The 17,481-nt window shown below is 46.5% G+C and carries 13 protein-coding genes; 10 read left to right on the top strand and 3 right to left on the bottom strand.

Annotated elements, in window-relative coordinates; translation table 11 throughout:
• The first annotated feature begins 38 nt into the window (after positions 1–38).
• On the top strand, positions 39–1,130 hold the full coding sequence (locus QUA83_RS07030; RefSeq protein WP_333292287.1) for a PfkB family carbohydrate kinase: 1,092 nt from the start codon (positions 39–41) through the stop codon (positions 1,128–1,130).
• A gap of 166 nt (positions 1,131–1,296) precedes the next feature.
• Here the strand turns inward: QUA83_RS07030 and QUA83_RS07025 are convergent, their stop codons facing one another.
• Positions 1,297–3,051, bottom strand: coding sequence for a CapA family protein (locus QUA83_RS07025; protein WP_333292286.1), 1,755 nt, complete (start codon positions 3,049–3,051; stop codon positions 1,297–1,299).
• 906 nt (positions 3,052–3,957) lie between these two features.
• Between QUA83_RS07025 and QUA83_RS07020 the strand changes: the two genes are divergently transcribed.
• The 4 genes from QUA83_RS07020 to QUA83_RS07005 all read left to right on the top strand — a co-directional run bounded on the left by QUA83_RS07020 (position 3,958) and on the right by QUA83_RS07005 (position 8,403).
• Positions 3,958–5,145, top strand: coding sequence for a HEAT repeat domain-containing protein (locus QUA83_RS07020; RefSeq protein WP_333292285.1), 1,188 nt, complete (start codon positions 3,958–3,960; stop codon positions 5,143–5,145).
• 149 nt (positions 5,146–5,294) lie between these two features.
• Entirely contained in the window at positions 5,295–6,371 is a 1,077-nt protein-coding gene (locus QUA83_RS07015) for a glycosyltransferase family 4 protein (protein WP_333292284.1), read from the top strand.
• A 44-nt stretch (positions 6,372–6,415) separates the two neighbouring features.
• Entirely contained in the window at positions 6,416–7,177 is a 762-nt protein-coding gene (gene map, locus QUA83_RS07010; RefSeq protein ID WP_333292283.1) for a type I methionyl aminopeptidase, read from the top strand.
• Positions 7,178–7,488: 311 nt separating this feature from the next.
• Entirely contained in the window at positions 7,489–8,403 is a 915-nt protein-coding gene (locus QUA83_RS07005; protein WP_333292282.1) for an LD-carboxypeptidase, read from the top strand.
• Between the two features lie 147 nt (positions 8,404–8,550).
• On the opposite strand, the gene QUA83_RS07000 is transcribed toward QUA83_RS07005, so the two are convergent.
• On the bottom strand, positions 8,551–9,078 hold the full coding sequence (locus QUA83_RS07000; RefSeq protein ID WP_333292281.1) for a hypothetical protein: 528 nt from the start codon (positions 9,076–9,078) through the stop codon (positions 8,551–8,553).
• 417 nt (positions 9,079–9,495) lie between these two features.
• Positions 9,496–10,041: a hypothetical protein gene (locus tag QUA83_RS06995; protein ID WP_333292280.1), complete on the bottom strand. Its 546-nt coding sequence runs from the start codon at positions 10,039–10,041 to the stop codon at positions 9,496–9,498.
• 319 nt (positions 10,042–10,360) lie between these two features.
• Between QUA83_RS06995 and QUA83_RS06990 the strand changes: the two genes are divergently transcribed.
• The 5 genes from QUA83_RS06990 (at position 10,361) to QUA83_RS06970 (ending at position 16,977) form a co-directional block, all read left to right on the top strand.
• On the top strand, positions 10,361–11,143 hold the full coding sequence (locus QUA83_RS06990; protein WP_333292279.1) for a hypothetical protein: 783 nt from the start codon (positions 10,361–10,363) through the stop codon (positions 11,141–11,143).
• 238 nt (positions 11,144–11,381) lie between these two features.
• Positions 11,382–12,446, top strand: a complete 1,065-nt coding sequence (hemE, locus tag QUA83_RS06985) for a uroporphyrinogen decarboxylase (RefSeq protein ID WP_333144146.1) — start codon at positions 11,382–11,384, stop codon at positions 12,444–12,446.
• Between the two features lie 296 nt (positions 12,447–12,742).
• The gene (locus tag QUA83_RS06980; protein WP_333292278.1) at positions 12,743–13,708 is read left to right on the top strand and encodes an NAD(P)-dependent oxidoreductase; all 966 of its coding nucleotides are present in this window, start codon (positions 12,743–12,745) and stop codon (positions 13,706–13,708) included.
• Between the two features lie 469 nt (positions 13,709–14,177).
• On the top strand, positions 14,178–15,770 hold the full coding sequence (locus QUA83_RS06975) for a B12-binding domain-containing radical SAM protein (protein ID WP_333292277.1): 1,593 nt from the start codon (positions 14,178–14,180) through the stop codon (positions 15,768–15,770).
• 304 nt (positions 15,771–16,074) lie between these two features.
• Complete coding sequence (locus QUA83_RS06970) at positions 16,075–16,977, top strand: M48 family metalloprotease (RefSeq protein ID WP_333292276.1); 903 nt, start codon at positions 16,075–16,077, stop codon at positions 16,975–16,977.
• Positions 16,978–17,481 lie beyond the last annotated feature (504 nt).

The following is a 17,481-nucleotide window of genomic DNA, read 5'->3' as shown; positions in this document are numbered from 1 at the left end:
ACTCAATTATCAACTCCTCAGTCTCATTTTTTTGGTTAATGACTAACGACTATTCCGATTTTTTGCCTCAACTGCGTGCCTCAACAGAGCAATTATTGAAAAGATTAGACTGCTTCGATCAAGCGCAGGTATTAGCGATCGGAGATTTGACCTTGGACGAGTTTCTTACCGGACAAGTAGAGCGAATTTCCCGCGAAGCACCTGTGTTGATTTTGCGCTACGAAAATACTCAGCAAGTACCAGGAGGTGGCGCAAATGCTGTCTATAATTTAGCCAAACTGGGAGGCAAAGTAAAAGTTGCTGGTTTGGTGGGAAAAGACGACCAGGGAAAGGCTTTGTGCGGTATTTTTGAGGCGGCGGGAATTGATACGGGTGGGATTTTAATCGATTCGCAGCGTCCAACTGTCACCAAAACTCGAATTTCCGGGCACGCGCGGCAGTCGGTGACTCAGCAAATTGTCCGAGTCGATCGCAAATCGGACGAGTTGCCGGATTTAGATTTGCAGTTGCAATTGGCAGACTACATCCGGCAGCAAATACCGACAGTAGATGCAGTGGTTTGTTCCGACTACGGCGACGGAGTTTTGACAAATTTGGCGATCGAATCGGCAGTGGTTCCCGGCAAAACAATTGTAGACTGTCAAACAAATTTGCAGCGATATTCTGGAGCAATGTTATTTACCCCGAACTTGCCAGAAGCCGAGCAAGCAGTGGGATATGCAATCAAAAACCCTCAAACTTTAATGCAAGCAGGACGCGATTTGTTGAACTTAACTCAAGCTCAAAAAATCCTGATTACTCGCGGCGAAGAAGGGATGACTTTGTTTCAAAGGGCGAACGGCGAAGAAATCAAAAATTCACCCCCTCCAACATCCATTTGTGAAAAGGGGGAATTTGCCATTCAAAGTTGGGACATTCCCCCTTTTAACAAGACTGATGTATTCGACGTAACCGGTGCTGGAGATACAGTTGTAGCAGCAATGACTTTAGCTTTGTGCGTCGGTGCATCGGGTTGGGAAGCGGCAGTTTTGGGCAATTTGGCTGCTAGTATTGTCGTGCGTCAATTCGGTACGGCAACGACGACTGCAGACGAAATGAAAGAAGCTTTGAAAACGATGATCGATCGCTAATCAGTTGTAATGGGTGATTGATTATTACTTGTTCCCAGGCTCTGCCTGGTAACGCAGATCCGGAGGCTCAGCCTCCAATTTTCCCATCGCTTTTCGAGGCAGAGCCTCTGGATATCGGTTCCCAGGCTCTGCCTGGGAACCAGTGAAAATTCCCAATTCCCAATAACTACTTACTCTTTTTCAAAATTTGCCCCTTGTCATCAATTATCAAACCGCTATTGGGAAAATCGCTCTTTGTCAAACGGTTAATCAACCCCACAGTTCTAAATTTGTTATCAACAGCCGGAACACCTCGCCCGTCAAGTTGGACGGGGATAATCTTACCAGAAACAAAATCCCCTTGCGGAGTCATTTTCACATCCAAAATTAGAGATTGACCGAGTGCTCCTGCTGTGGACAAAGTGCGATAACCCAAAAAATTGCCCAGGGAATAAGCAATCAATTTCCCTTTATAAAGTTCCATCGCTCGCGGGACGTGCGGGCCATGTCCCAAAATCAAATCCGCTCCCGCATCAATCATCGTCCGCGAAAACAAAACCATATTTCCCCGGTTTTCTCCGTAAAAGAACTCAGTTTTATTTCTCACATTCAGAGCGCCCGTTCCTTCAGATCCAGCATGAACTGATATCACTACAATATCAGCGTTTTGCTTGGCTTTTTTGACAACTTCTGCTCCCGCTTTCAGTTCCAACAAGGAATTGTGAACGTCGCCGTAGTTGCTGAAACCGATAAAGGCAAAATTCACACCCTTGACATTTTGATAAACTATTTGATCTCTTTTACCAACAGCCTTCATGCCGTTGCTGTCGATGTTTTTAATCGTGTCCTTAAATCCTTGCTCGTTAAAATCGTAAGAGTGATTGTTGGCAATATTCAAAATATCAAAACCAACATCTTTGAAAATTTTGGCATAACTCGGAGGCGTCCGAAAGGCAAACAGCATTCGTCCGCCACCGGCTTTGGAACTGTAAGGATAATCGGTCATCGTGCTTTCAAAATTGCCAAACAGAATATCAGCTCCTTTGAGGTACGGTTTTACCGACTCTAATAACATCTCTTTTTTTGCCGGCAGTTTGTTGTAGGGATAATTTGTGCCGGGGATCATGTCGCCAACTGCTTTAATGCTGACAGTGGCAGGCACAATGGCAGGTTTTTTGGCAGCAGGGGAGGGCTGTTTTGGAGCTGGAAGGGGTTTGGCTGCGGCTGCTGGCGCTGGTGTCGAACTCACTTCTTGTACCGCAGGCTTTGAGGTTGGAGGGTTATTAGTAGCGGTGGGTGAGGATTTGTAAAGTTGAGAAGCCAGTACAAGGCCGGATATCGGTACGAGAATTAGACTCAAAGCACCGACTGACAGCCCTGATTTTTTAGTTTTAGTGCCTGCTAATTCTGGCTGCGGTGATGGCTTTTGCTGCCTTTGGTTTGGGGGTTTTGGAGTTGGGATTTTAGGGGGTTGGGGCGGAGATTTTTCTGGTGTTTGAGGGGGCGCCGTTGTGACATTTTGAGTTTTTTCTAGCTTGGGCAAAGTCACAGGAATGGGAGAAGCAGCTACACTCGCAGCTACTGCTGCACTCGCAGCTACTGCTGCATTCACGGCAACTAACGGACTCACGGGTGCGGAAGTCAAGCGTTTTTTTAATTCTACCGTCTGAGTCCAAGCGGGCAATTGCTCGCCGCCGCGCCGCCCGTAAACTGTCACTGAGTAAAGGTTATTTGGTTGCAGCCGCTGCAACCCTTTGACTGCGACTCGGAGACAGGCTTCTTCTGCGGGTAAATGTTCTGCTTCCAGCAGCAGGTGCAGGGTGTCATTTTCCCGGCTGGCTTTAGCCGTGACGCCGAAGCTTTGGAGTGCTTGGCCGATCAGAAATGCGATCGCCCTGGCATCGCCTTCTTTTGCTAAATTTAAAATATCTTGTTGGCTCACAAACGCCTCTACTCTCACACTAGAAATTTAGCTCGATCTTATATCAAATTTGGCGGCACAGCATTAAATACCGATTGATTTAACTTAACTAAGTGGGTACAAATAAATAGAACGTGGGGAGAGGGCGGGTGCGTGAAAGGGTCTACTCGCTCTCACTATAGATCCTAACTAAATCCGACCCTACTTTTACAAGATAGTATGATTTTTGGCGCTTGCTAGCTGACTACAATATTTCCTAACGGTTATCTTAGCCGATCGCCCAAACACTTCTATCCGGGATAATTGCCCCCTTCAACTTAACATCGGTCAAATCAGCGCTCTCTTTCTTACAGCATTTTTGGTAAATAAAACTGGTTTGTGAGCGTCGAGAGTGCGTACTGGAATGTACGGAAAATATGCGGTTTAGCAGGGAAGAATTAACGAAAAAACCGGGTTTCTCGTTACCAGTGCCAATGCGCCTGTCGCACTTCCCCCCAAATGCACACAAAAACGATCGACCTGCAGGCTCGGAAGCTTGTTAAACTTTTGGTCATGCCACGCTATTAGTAAGAAATCGACAGCTAGCCCCAATCGTCTGCTAGCGCCCCCCCAGTGCTGCGCTGCGGGGCCTGCACTGCACATTGCACGTAGGTGAGATTAGCTGCAATCAACTTTCGGGATGCCCCTGCTAAAGTCGTGGCCGCCGATGTAGTTGTTCGTTTTAAACTAATTATTTAAAGGAGTTGCACGTCAATGACACAATTGTGCTTATAAGATCTGGCTCGGTGCCCTCTCAAACCAGGGTTTTTCGCTAGTCTGGTGCTATTTGTGAGTTAGTTAAGCCCATAGCAGCTAGGATCGAGCTAACTCAAGGTTAAACTAAAGCTCGTCATGCGGCGTTGCCTCTCAAAACCCGGATTGAGTCTTATGGCGCATTACCGCTCCTCTGTATGTTTGTTCACCTGCATTGCCTGTCTGGGCGTTGCGTTCAGTCCAAGTGCCGACGGAGGGCAACAGGTACTCAATGCCTCTGCGCGTGCTGTTTCCCAAGAAATTGCTCAGGCGAACTCTCCCCCGGACGATCGCCAGGATTCCAAGCGTCCAAAACCGTCTCCAGCGCCCGATAAAAACAAATCTCAGCCGTCCAAAACGTCCAAATCTAATTCTAAGATCCCGAAATCGGTATCCAATTTGATCGTCATTTTGTCTCGTCAGCGGGGGTTCTTAATGTTGGGTTTGGCAGCAGTTGTCGTCACGGCAGCGGCAGTATTTATCATGCTCAAATTAGTTAGCAGTGACGAGTCAAATTATTCTAAGCGAAGACGGGGAAGATTTGAGCGCCACAACCAAAGAAACTCTCCATTTACTAATACCGATTATCCTACAAACTCGCACCAAAGTAGACCGCAAGAGACTTCTTCTGGGGGACAATCGCTGTCAGCCTTGCCCTACCCTTTTGGTTTGCCAAAAGGCTACAGTATCGAGAGCAACGATCAACCTTTTACCAGGGAATCAGGGGAACCAGAATCCGATAATGCTGCAGTCGAGGGCGATCGAATTAATTCCGACACCTCGCCCTTGGAAACTCACAGCAACGGATACAGCAACACAGGTTTCAACATTCCCGAAACAACTAATCAAACCGATGCCCTAGCGAAGAAGAAAGGTATTGCCCTTCCCGAAACGGATGGTAGACCTAAAGTTGATATTATTGAAGCACTGATTGAAGATTTGCAGCACCTAAATCCGGCTAAGAGGGGTAAAGCAATTTGGGAACTAGGCCAGCGGGGAGATTCCAGAGCAGTTGAGCCGTTGCTCGATTTGCTAGCAAATTCCGACTCCAAGCAGTACAGTTTAATTTTGGCAAGTCTCTCGGAAATTGGCATTCGCACGCTCAAACCCATGAATAATGCGTGGTCAATTTCGCTGCAAAATGAAAATCCCGAAGTGCGTAAAAATGCAATTCGCGACTTGACGCGGATTTACGAATTGGTGAATCAAATCAGTTACTTGTTGCACCGTGCGACGGACGATCCAGATCCAGAAGTTCAAGAAACTGCTCGCTGGGCAATCAATCAGTTGAACCGCCTCCGTCCGCGTTCTGGGATGGATTAATAAATGTAGCAATTTTCAAGTTATTTTAAAATTGAGATTTGAGATCGGAGAATTTATACTTTAGATTATGTTAAAATTAGTGAAGGCTGATTAATGACTAATGACTAATGACTAATGACTAATGACTAATGACTAATGACTAATGACTAATGACTAATAACCCTTTAAAACTATTGTTTCTGTCAACTTCGGTCGGTCAACTCGGTTCGGGGTTGGGCGGCGGAGTCGAACTTACAGTCCTTAACATCGCTAAAGAATTACAGAGTCGCGGTCATAAAATAGCAGTTGTAGCGCCGATAGGTTCAGTCTTAGAATCAATTTCTGTAATCGAAATAACTGGTGATTTGCAAGTAACCGCCCAAACACAAAATTACAATGATCCTATTGTGATGCCCGCAGATTCTGTGCTGGCGAATATGTGGGAATATGCTCGCCAAGTTCAGGATGAATGGGATGTCATTGTTAATTTTGCCTACGATTGGCTGCCGTTTTATTTGACACCATTTTTTAGGACTCCGATCGCACATTTGATCAGCATGGGCTCCCTTTCCGCCGCCCTCGATCGCATTGCCGGACAAACCGCCGTCCAGTTTCCTGGTACGATCGGAGTTCACACCGCTTCTCAAGCCAAAACATTCGCCTTTGCCGATGAATGTCAGTTGTTGGGAAATGGCATAGATTTATCCCTGTACGAATTTTGCGACCAACCGCAGTCTAAATTAGCTTGGCTAGGCCGCATCGCCCCGGAAAAAGGCTTAGAAGATGCAGTAGCAGCAGCGAAAATTACAGGCATTTCCCTGAAAATTATGGGCAAAATGCAAGATGAGGATTATTGGCAAAAAATTTGTGCAGATTACCCGGATGCTCCGGTAGAATACTTAGGGTTTTTGACAACAACCCAAATGCAAGAGCAAGTCCGTCAGTGCCAAGCATTGTTGATGACACCACGTTGGGTGGAAGCTTTCGGAAATGTCGCGATCGAGGCTTTAGCGTGCGGTGTGCCCGTGATTGCTTACGAGCGCGGGGGGCCGGCGGAAATTGTTAGAGACGGACTGACGGGCTTTTTAGTGGAGCCTGATAGTGTAAATGGCTTGGTAGGTGCGATCGCCCGCTTAGACCAAATTGACCGCAGCGCTTGCCGGCGACAAGCAGAGGTAGAATATTCTTTAGCAGCTTTGGGCGATCGTTGTGAACACTGGTTCAAATCTATTCTCAAATTGAGTTAAATAAACTCTTAAGCGACCAGAAAAAAAGAAAACAGAAAAAAACTATGGCAACCGAACGTTTAGTGCTTTTATCCAGTAGAGAAATCGCAAAAATGCGTCAAGCAGGCCGTTTAGCTGCCGAACTTCTGCTGCATCTCGAACCAATGGTTAAACCTGGTGTAAGCACTCTCGAAATTAACGACGAAGCCGAACGCTGGACTTTGGCACATGGAGCAAAAAGCGCTCCGCTAGGCTATAAAGGATTTCCAAAATCTCTGTGTGCAAGCGTCAATGAAGTAGTCTGTCACGGCATCCCCAATGCGAAACAAATTCTTAAAGAAGGTGACATTATTAATATTGATGTAACGCCTTTAGTTGACGGCTATCACGGCGATACTTCCAAGACTTTTTTTGTCGGGAAACCTTCACCGGTAGCGAAAAAGTTAGTTGAAGTAACCGAGGAATGTTTAAGAAGAGGAATTGCGGAAGTCAAACCTGGTGCTCGTACCGGTGACATCGGTGCAGCGATTCAAGAATATGCGGAAGCACAGGGTTTTTCGGTAGTGCGAAATTTTGCGGGACACGGCGTTCACCGCGTCTTTCACACTGAACCAGAAATTTTGCATTACGGCAAGCGGGGCACAGGAAAAAAGATCAGACAAGGCATGGTTTTTACGATCGAGCCGATGATTAATGAGGGTACTTGGGAAGTGGAAATTTTGGGAGACGGTTGGACTGCGATCACGAAAGATGGAAAGCTTTCGGCTCAATTCGAGCACACGCTAGCTGTGACTGATTCTGGGGTGGAAATTCTGACTTTGCCGTAGCAATCATTAACACACAATCTGAAAAACTCACTCCTAAATCAATAATTAACCATATCCCGTAGGGGCGGGTTTCACAGAAAATTTCCGCATGAAACAGACAATCTAGAAAACCCGCCCCCACGCAAATAAATATGTAAATGTGGGTAATGTTGATGTCGATAGTCGCTGGGTTTGAGGCGGGTTTTTGAGATGGTTTGTTTGAATAGTTGATGGTTGGTAAAACCCGCCCGTACCGAATTACGATCGATTCACCAAACACGCTCAAACAAATAACAAATAACAAATAACAAATAACAAATAACAAATAACAAATGACTGACCTAAAATTTCTACAACCAGGAGATTTGCTCAAAGTAATTGCCCCTAGTGGCACTTTGCGAGAATCAACCAACTTTGAAAAGGGTGTAGAAATTTGGAAATCTCGCGGCTATCGACTGGAATTAACACCGGGTTTTGACGATCGCTGGGGCTATTTGGCCGGTTCCGATGAAAACCGCGTTCGACAGCTCGCAGATGCCCTCAATGACTCGGATTGTCGCGGTATTCTCTGTGTTCGAGGCGGTTTCGGCAGCACTCGACTTTTGGAAAAAGGAAATGTGGGAAAGGCGGAAAATTCCCAATTTCCAACTCCTGATTCCCATTCACCGAAATGGTTAATCGGCTTTTCCGACATTACTGCTTTGCTGTGGAATCACGACAAATTGGGGATTTGGGGTGTTCACGGGCCGATGCTGACTACTTTGGCGGATGAACCGGATTGGTCTGTCGATCGACTTTTTGACTGCATAGAAGGTCGTCCCTTACAATCTTTGCAAGGTAAAGGATGGGGCAGCGGAAAAGCCACCGGGCGGCTGTTTCCTGCGAATCTGACGGTGGCTTCTCACTTGCTCGGAACCCCGTATCAACCGGATTTGACCGGGGTTATTCTCGCATTTGAGGATGTTTCGGAGGCTCCTTACAGGGTCGATCGAATGTTGACTTTGTGGCGGATGGCGGGGGCTTTCGCTGGGGTGCGGGGCATTGCTTTGGGGCGCTTCAGCCGCTGCGAGATTGAGCCGAGTATTCCCAGTTTTAGCATTGAAGAAGTCTTGCGCGATCGGCTGGGCGACTTGAATATTCCGATTGTCTCGGATTTGCCCTTCGGGCACGAGGGAGTTAACGCTGCTTTACCTATGGGAATTATGGCGAGTCTCGACGCTGATTCGGGATTGCTCAGTTGCGGGTAAAAAGCACTTTTTAGATAGCCTCAATAATCCTACACCCATAGATACCAAATAAACCGGGTTTTTTGCCCTTTTGTGCGGGCTGTAACACGTCTTCTCAGGAAAAAACCCGGTTTCTGACTGCCCGTGCGTAATTTATCATAAAAATCATTAACCAGATTTTTGTGAAACAATTGCTGCTTTGAGAACCTCTAATGTGCGTTCTGCTTCGTATCGGAAAACATACACAAGGACTGTATACATAAATAGGGTTTGGATTAGGATAATTGGAAGTGTTTCTAAGGGGATTTTTTTGATAAAATAAATCCCCCCCCAGAACCATCCCAAAGACAGGAATGAGACAAATACAACTACAATGTTGAAAGTGGAAAGACGCATCTTCAGTTGCAACACCGAACCGCCTGGAATGTCTTGAATTTTTCCTGCCGTCACCAAACACCATCTCCGATTTCCGTAAGGGCCAGTCGCGCGCAGGGAATAACCATCAAGCTTGATTTTGTAGCGATAAGGAACTCGCCCTCCCAAAATAGTAGGTGTTTCCCCAACTAAACCTGTAGAAATGTTGGCAGCAAGCCGTTGGCGGACTACTTCTTTGGGAAATGGTAGATCAATGGTTGCTTGCCGGTAGGGCAAGACCGAGTACAATAGTTTGAAGAACGGGTTTAAATTAAATGGCATCGCAAAAAACACGCTCGTGAATTGCAATTATGAATGGCCTCAATTGCCACTACCTAGTTCTAAGCAGGGCTGTTTCATTTTATCTGATATCTTGCATCATTGTCAGCAACAGGCAAGATGCCTGTTCCACAAGAAAATTTATATTTTGTGGAACAGGCATCTTGCCTGTTCATAAAAGGCTAATTGAGGATGGTGCAACATCTCAGTTTTATCAAATTTTTCAAACTCCAACCACGATCAGTCGATTTACGAAGGTTTGGCGCGGCTGGAGGAGTTGAATATTCCCATTGTCTCGGATTTGCCCTTCGGCTACGAGGGAGTTAACGCTGCTTTACCTATGGGAGTTATGCCGAGTCTAGACGCTGATTCAGGATTTCTCAGTTGCGGGTAAAAACTACTTTTTAGATAGCATGAAAATCATTCAGCAGAGTTCTGTAAAAGAATTGTCGATTTCAGAATATTTAAGGTGCGTTCTGCATTGTAGCGAAAAACATACACAAATAAAGCATAGGATAATAGTAAAATTATCAAGAAAAATGGGAGTATTTCTAAGGGGGGTGTTTCTGTGACAAAAAATGCAACCCAACCCAATCCCAAAAGCAGTAAAAAGACAATAGATATAGTGGGAAGACGGATTTTCAATGGCAACGCCGAACCGCCTGGAATGTCTTCAATTTGTCCTGTCGCCACCAAAAGCCCTCTCCACTCTCCGCCAGTAAGTGTCGCGCGGAGGAAATAACCATCAAGGTCGATTTGGTAGAAGTAAAGAATTCGCCTCCCCCAAATTATAGGTTTGTAAACAATTAAACCTGTAGGAACTTTGGCAGCAAGCCGTTGGCGGACTACTTCTTTGGAAAATGGTAGATGCAGGGTTGCTTCCCGGTAGGGCAAGAGCGAGTACAATAGTTTGAAGAACGGATTTAAATTTAATGGCATCGCAAAAAACACGATCGTGAATTGCATCAATTGCCACTACCTAATTCTAAGCAGGGATGTTTCATTCTATCAAAGTTTTCAAGCTCCAACCACTATAAGTAAATCTACGGAGGTTTTGGGCGATCGACATTATGCGATCGCGAATCGCGGGAGGTTTGCCCCTAGGTTCACGCTATATGCAGAGGGGTGGCGTAAATCCTGCCCGATCAGAGTTTACAGCGACAAAATAGTCCCGTCGGGTGAGGGTAACACTAGATAGCCAAAATTACATTTAAAATGGATTAGATGTGGAAATGTCGCTGCCAACACAGCAAAAAGATTTTAAAACTTTCCCAAAGAGGTTGATATGAGAACTCACAACTTGTTAAACAGTATTGCTGCCGCTGTGCTAGTTGCAGGATTGGCACTCACTGGCATTTCGTCTAGTGCAGTTGGCGAACAGATACAGAATAACGATCGCATCGACGGAGTAATTCGCCGCACTTCCCCCATCTACCGTTTTCGGAATATGTGGGTTCCGGGTTCTCCGACGGAAGAATTACGCGGCCAAGAATACACATTCAGCGCAAGGGAAGGCGACAACATTGAAGTGTTTTTAGATACAGATAGAAGTCGCGGTTTTACTCCCGTCATGGTGCTGTTTTACGGGAACAACAAACAAGTCGCTTTTACGCAAGACCGTTCTTTTAATTATCAACTTCCCCGTAGTGGCGATTACAAACTGTTAGTGTTAGCAAAAGATGCTGCCAGGGGCGGTAACTACACGCTGGAAGTTTCGGGAATTGATGGGGGCGACAGACGATCTCGCAATTCGCGGGACGATTGGTACACGAGGCGAGATGACGATCGATATGACGGTCAATATGACAGATCACAGATTCTGCAAGATGATTTTGGCTTGCGGTCTGTTGATTGTCGCGAGAGACGTTCTATGGTGAGAGTAAGATTTGACGATGGTAATCAAGACTCGACTTACTGCGCTGTCCCGACTAGAAACTTTCCGGCGGGAGATTATTATTACAATTCGCGGACTAGAAATTTAGATTCGGCGAGGCGGAATGATAGTAGATTCGATGCGGGCCGCGATCAATGTCGGGTAGTGGTGGGCGGAGTTTGTGTGACGAGGTAAGTAGGTCAAAGTGTAGCGCGGAATCAGAAACCCGGTTTCTTCATAGAAACCCGGTTTCTTTGCGTATACACAGGATTTATACAGTCCTTTATATACAGTCGATCTCTGGCTATCGCCTCACTTTCTTTGGCCATGAGAAAATACACATTTGTACACACAACGATTTTGTCAAAAAGGACGATCGCACAGTGGTAAGCTACCAAAGGCATTGAAATATCTAAGGTAGAGAAAAGTTAAAATGTCGGCATTAAATGAAGTTCCCTTGTTGTTGCGGGCAGCCCGCGGCGAAACCCTAGACCGCCCGCCCGTGTGGATGATGCGCCAAGCCGGTCGCTACATGAAAGCCTATCGAGATTTGCGAGAAAAGTATCCCTCGTTTCGCGAACGTTCAGAAATTCCCGAAGTGGCGATCGAAGTTTCCCTTCAGCCGTGGCGCGCGTTTCAACCCGACGGCGTAATTCTGTTTTCCGATATTGTCACACCCATGCCCGGTTTGGGTATTGACATGGACATCGCCGAAGGCAAAGGCCCGATTATCCACTCACCCATCCGTACTCAGCAGCAAATCGACAACCTGCAACCGCTGAACCCGGAAGAAAGCTTGCCGTTTATCAAAACAATCCTGAAATCCCTGCGCGAAGAAGTCGGTAACAAATCCACCGTGCTCGGTTTTGTGGGCGCGCCGTGGACGCTGGCGGCCTATGCCGTTGAGGGCAAAGGTTCTAAGGATTATGCCATCATCAAAAACATGGCATTTTCCGATCCAACTTTACTGCATCAGTTGCTGTCGAAATTCGCAGATGCGATCGCCGTTTACGTGCGCTACCAAATCGACTGCGGCGCGCAAGTAGTGCAAATGTTCGACTCTTGGGCCGGCCAACTGTCCCCGCAGGACTACGACACCTTCGCTTTACCTTACCAAAAGCAAGTATTCGAGCAAGTCAAAAAAACCCATCCCGACACCCCGCTAATTCTGTTAGTCACCGGTAGCGCCGGCCTCCTCGAACGCATGACAACATCCGGCGCCGATATCATCAGCGTCGATTGGACAGTGGATATGGCCGACGCGCGCCGACGTTTGGGCCCCAATATGAACGTTCAGGGAAATCTCGATCCGGGCGTATTGTTTGGTTCTCAACCGTTTATTCGCGATCGAATTCTTGATACAATTCGCAAAGCGGGCCCGCGCGGACACATCCTCAATTTGGGACACGGCGTGTTACCGGGTACTCCCGAAGATAACGTGCGTTTCTTCTTTGAAACCGCAAAACAAGCCGACAAATTGCTTGCAGTTGCTGCTTGAAATTGATTGCGAACTGGTTTTAACTGGTTCCCAGGCTCTGCCTGGTGAACCCATATCCAGAGGCTCTGCCTCGCGTAAAATGGAGGCAGAGCCTCCGGATCTGCGTTACCAGGTCAGAGCCTGGTAACGAGTAACAACCCCTGACAAATCTCGCTTATAAGCGAGTAGAGATCCCCCTAAATCCCCCTTAAGAAGGGGGACTTTGACAATAATCTTGTCCCCCCCTTAAGAAGGGGGGCGAGGGGGGATCTTAGCCTCAGCATCAAGTCAAATCCTCCCTCTTCCCCTGCGGCAAAATGAACTCAAAAAAAATTTTTGTGACGGGTGCAAGTGGCTGTATCGGTCACTACATGGCCGAAACTTTGATTCAAGAAACAAACCACGAACTTTACTTATTAGTTCGCAACCCAGAAAAATTAAAATTTGACTGGAAAGCCCGCCCCGGCATCCATATATTACAAGGCGATATGCGAGATATCGAGCAACACGCCGAACTTTTGCAAACAATTAATGTCGCAATTTTAGCTGCCACTGCTTGGGGAGGAACTCAAGAAGTTTTTGACGTTAACGTAACTAAAACTCTCCAGCTAATTCAACTACTTTCGCCACAGACTTGCCAACAAGTAATTTATTTTTCAACGGCCAGTATTCTCGGTCGAGACAACAATTTGCTCAAAGAAGCCGGGGAACTGGGGACAGATTATATTAGCTCAAAATACAACTGCATGGTGCATTTGTCAGCTTTGACCAATGTGCCTCCAATTACGGCACTTTACCCGACATTAGTATTGGGAGGAGACGCAGAAAAACCCGTCTCTCACTTGTCATCTGGCCTGCCACTTGTCGCAAAATGGATTGGTTTGATTCGCTGGTTTAAGGCAGATGGCAGTTTTCACTTCATCCACGGCGCAGATATTGCTAAAGTAGTTAATTATTTAGTTGAACATCCGCCTGCTTCCGAGGAACCGCGACATTTTGTGCTAGGAAATCCGGCGATTACAGCTAACGAAGTGGTAGAACAAGCTTGCCAGTATTTGAATAAAAAGATATTTTTTCGGATTACTCTGTCACCTTGGCTGGCTGATTTCTTTATTTGGCTGTTCCGAATTCAGGTGGCTGCTTGGGATAGATTTTGCATCAGCTATCGCCATTTTACCTATCAAAATCTTGTGAATCCCGAAAGCATAGGAATGCCGAGTTACTGCGGCACAGTTGCTGATATGTTAAGAACTAGCGGGATTCCCGGCAAAGATTCAAATTAGAGGGAAGAGGGAAGTTCGGCAGCGGATTTTGTAACGGATTTAACGGAGGTAACGGATTTAACGGATAAATGTTGAGGAAAAAGGAAGAGGAAATGTACATAAAACTACTAATGTAGGCCGCACCATAAGCACTTTACGAGATATATGTAGGGTGCGCCGCGGCGCATTTTACGAATAAAGTAAGTTTTCCAAATTCTTTTTTGCCTTAGTCCCATGCTTTTTAAATGCGATTATCGTCAATTAAGGGTCAAATACGATAAGATATCAGCATTTGCAAACTTTAACAGGGAACTGCAAGCTAAAAATTGCGCTCAATTTGTGGCTTTTAGGGGGTGTCACCCCTCGCCAGATATTCGATCGAGTGCAAGATCGTAATTTTAGCCTTAACATGAAGTCTTGAGAGTCGATCGAACTTTCAAACACGCCAGCCCGATCGCAAGTTGTTTACTGATGTGAGGTTTAACATATAATGCGAGTTCTTCTAGTTTACCCGCTGTTTCCGAAAACATTTTGGTCTTACGAGAAAATCCTAGAATTAGTCGATCGTAAAGTGCTGCTGCCACCGCTGGGTTTGGTAACAGTAGCAGCTATTTTACCCCAAGAATGGGAATTTAAGTTAGTCGATCGCAATATCAGACAAATCACCGAAGCAGAATGGGAATGGGCAGAGCTCGTTATTCTCTCGGCAATGATTGTCCAAAAAGAAGATTTGCTAGACATTATTCGCGAAGCAAAACGGCGCGGTAAATCCGTAGCTTGCGGCGGCCCCTACCCCACTTCGGTACCAGAAGAACCTCAAGCAGCGGGCATAGATTACCTGATTCTCGACGAAGGCGAAATCACCTTGCCGATGTTTGTCGAAGCAATAGGGCGCGGCGAAAAAAGCGGAATTTATCGATCGGACGGCGTAAAACCCGATGTTACCACAACCCCAGTCCCCCGCTTCGACTTGCTGGAATTAGACGCCTACGACTCGATGTCAATTCAATTTTCCCGAGGTTGTCCCTTCCAGTGCGAATTCTGCGACATCATCGTCCTCTACGGCCGCAAACCACGCACCAAAAACCCCCAACAATTGATCGCAGAATTAGACTATCTCTACAACTTGGGCTGGCGGCGTGGCGTGTTCATGGTAGACGACAACTTTATCGGCAACAAACGCAGCGTCAAACTATTGCTAAAAGACTTAAAAGTTTGGCAAGAAGAACACAAATTCCCCTTTACTTTCAACACCGAAGCATCCATCGATTTAGCCCAAGACCAAGAATTGATGGAGATGATGGTAGCTTGCAATTTCAATGCAGTATTTTTAGGGATTGAAACCCCTGATGAAGAAAGCCTGCAAATGACCAAGAAATTCCAAAATACCCGCAATTCCTTGATCGAATCAGTAGAGTTAATTGCGAAAACTGGTTTGCGAGTAATGGCCGGATTCATCATCGGATTCGACGGCGAAAAACCCGGTGCCGGTCAGCGGATTGTCCAGTTTGCCGAAGCAGCAGCTATTCCGAGTACAACGTTTGGAATGCTGCAAGCTTTGCCGCACACTGCATTGTCCCACAGACTAGCAAAAGAAGGGCGGTTGCGCGACAAATCTGGCAACCTCAACCAGACTACCTTGATGAACTTTATCCCGACGCGGCCTCTCGAAGATATTGCCCGCGAATATGTCGAGGCCTTCTGCGAAGTGTACGATGCTGAGAAATATTTAGACCGAACTTATCGCCATTTCTTAATGTTGGGTGCGCCCACAGCAAATATACCTGCAAGAATTCCCAGTTGGATCGACTTGCGAGCACTGCTAACGGTGGTTTGGCGGCAGGGAGTCAAGCGCAAAACTCGGTGGAAGTTCTGGCATCATTTGTTCAGCATTCTCAAGCGCAATCCTGCGGTTTGGGATCATTATTTAACAGTGTGCGCTCACAACGAGCATTTCCTGGAATACCGCCAGATTGTGCGGGATGAAATTGAAGCTCAATTGGCTGAGTTTTTGGCTAATGAGTCTCAAACTGTATATCAAGAACCTGTTTCTGTTGAGGAAAAGCAAGTGCAAGCGGTTTAGGGTTGGAGAATTCAACCCCAGATAAACGCAGACAAACGCAGATGAATGTAAGATTGTCTGCGTTTATTTTGTTTTTAATCTCGTTTCCCGGTTCTGGCTGGAAATGTCATATTCTGCGACTCTAGCGACTCTTGAGAGCAGGCGAGAGAGGCTCCCGAGGCATTCCCAGTTTCTGACTGAAAACTTGAAATACTACTATTGGCGGCAGCAGTTATTTCGGCAGATAGAGGCGCGATCGCCCGCAAATATGAAAATCTAATTACAAGATAAAAAATCTCAAAATAGGGATCGCCCTCAACCCGCCATGCTAGGAACAAATCAACTCAGAACAGCCGCTCTGTTAGGACTTCTAAGCGGCCTTCTCGTTTTAGGAAGTTATTATTTAATCGGCAACGAGCAAGGACTTTACATCGGTTTAGCGCTAGCCGCCTTCTCAAGTTTTAGCTCGTGGTACTATTCCGACACGGCCGCGTTAATGGCTTACCGCGCTCAGCCGATCGCCCGCAGCGAAGCACCAGAAATCTACGATATGGTAGCATCGCTGAGCGAAAAAGCCCAAATTCCGGTGCCGAAAATATTTCTAGTTCCCACTCAATCTCCCAACGCATTCGCCACAGGAAGAGACCCGGAACACGCGACAATAGCAGTTACTGAAGGCATCATCAAGCTGCTTTCCCGCGAAGAATTGGAAGGCGTTTTAGCGCACGAACTCACGCACATCCGCAACCGCGACACCCTCACTCAAGCAGTTGCAGGAACAATTGCCGGTGCAATTACATTTGTCGGGCGAATTCTGACTTTTGGAGCGCTTTACGGCCCGGTAACGCGGGATAGCAGACAAGGCGCGAATCCGTTTGGTTTGCTGTTTTTAATCATTTTAGCACCGCTATCAGCAACCGTAATTCAATTGGCGATTTCTCGAACCAGGGAATTTGCAGCCGATAGCGGTGCGGTAGAAATTACCAATAACCCGATCGGTTTAGCAAACGCGCTGCAAAAATTAGAGAAAATGGGTCATGAAATTCCGATGCACGGCAATCCTGCGATGTCGCCGCTGCTGATTGTGAATCCTTTTTCGACTAAAGGTTTGCAGTCACTTTTCCGCACTCACCCGCCGACAGAGGATCGCATTCAACGCCTTTTGGAAATCGCGCAGCAGCAGCAGCAGCAAGGTACTCCAGTTATGGCCTACGTGCCCGGAATTTAATCGATCGAAAATGCAGCAACAATATTTAGAAACCCGGTGTTTTGAAGCAGCCGGGTTTTTGTATGTTTATAATGCTCGCTGTGGTACGAGGGAAAAACGAATAAGAAGAAATTTGAGTATCAGGGAGAGCGCCCAGTAGTTGCTCTCCCTCAATACGATTATTGGCGATCGCACAAACGCGGGTTTTTCGCTTGGCTCTTGTCTGTTTCAGTCGGCTCATCTTTCTGCAAGGCTCTCAGGATTTGAAAGCAAAGCTTGAACAGAAACAGTAACCCGCCTCCTGTTGGATAACACCAAGCGGCAACGCCAAGCACCGCAAATTCAATTACTTTCAGCTATTACGAATAAGTTAACGCGAGAATTAGAAAAGGCGTGTTATCAAAGCACAAAAAATTAAGTTCTCACTACAAAAAGAATGCTACGGGACCTGGCGGGGTGACAACTCCGCCGCAACCGAGATAGAGTGAGGTGTTGACCAACTTGTGGTAAAAAAAGATAGGTCAG

The sequence above is a fragment of the Microcoleus sp. K1-B1 genome, assembly GCF_036704705.1.
Taxonomy (GTDB): domain Bacteria; phylum Cyanobacteriota; class Cyanobacteriia; order Cyanobacteriales; family Microcoleaceae; genus Microcoleus.
The sequence above is the reverse complement of the archived record's forward strand: the minus strand, read 5'-3'. Positions and strand labels throughout refer to the sequence as shown.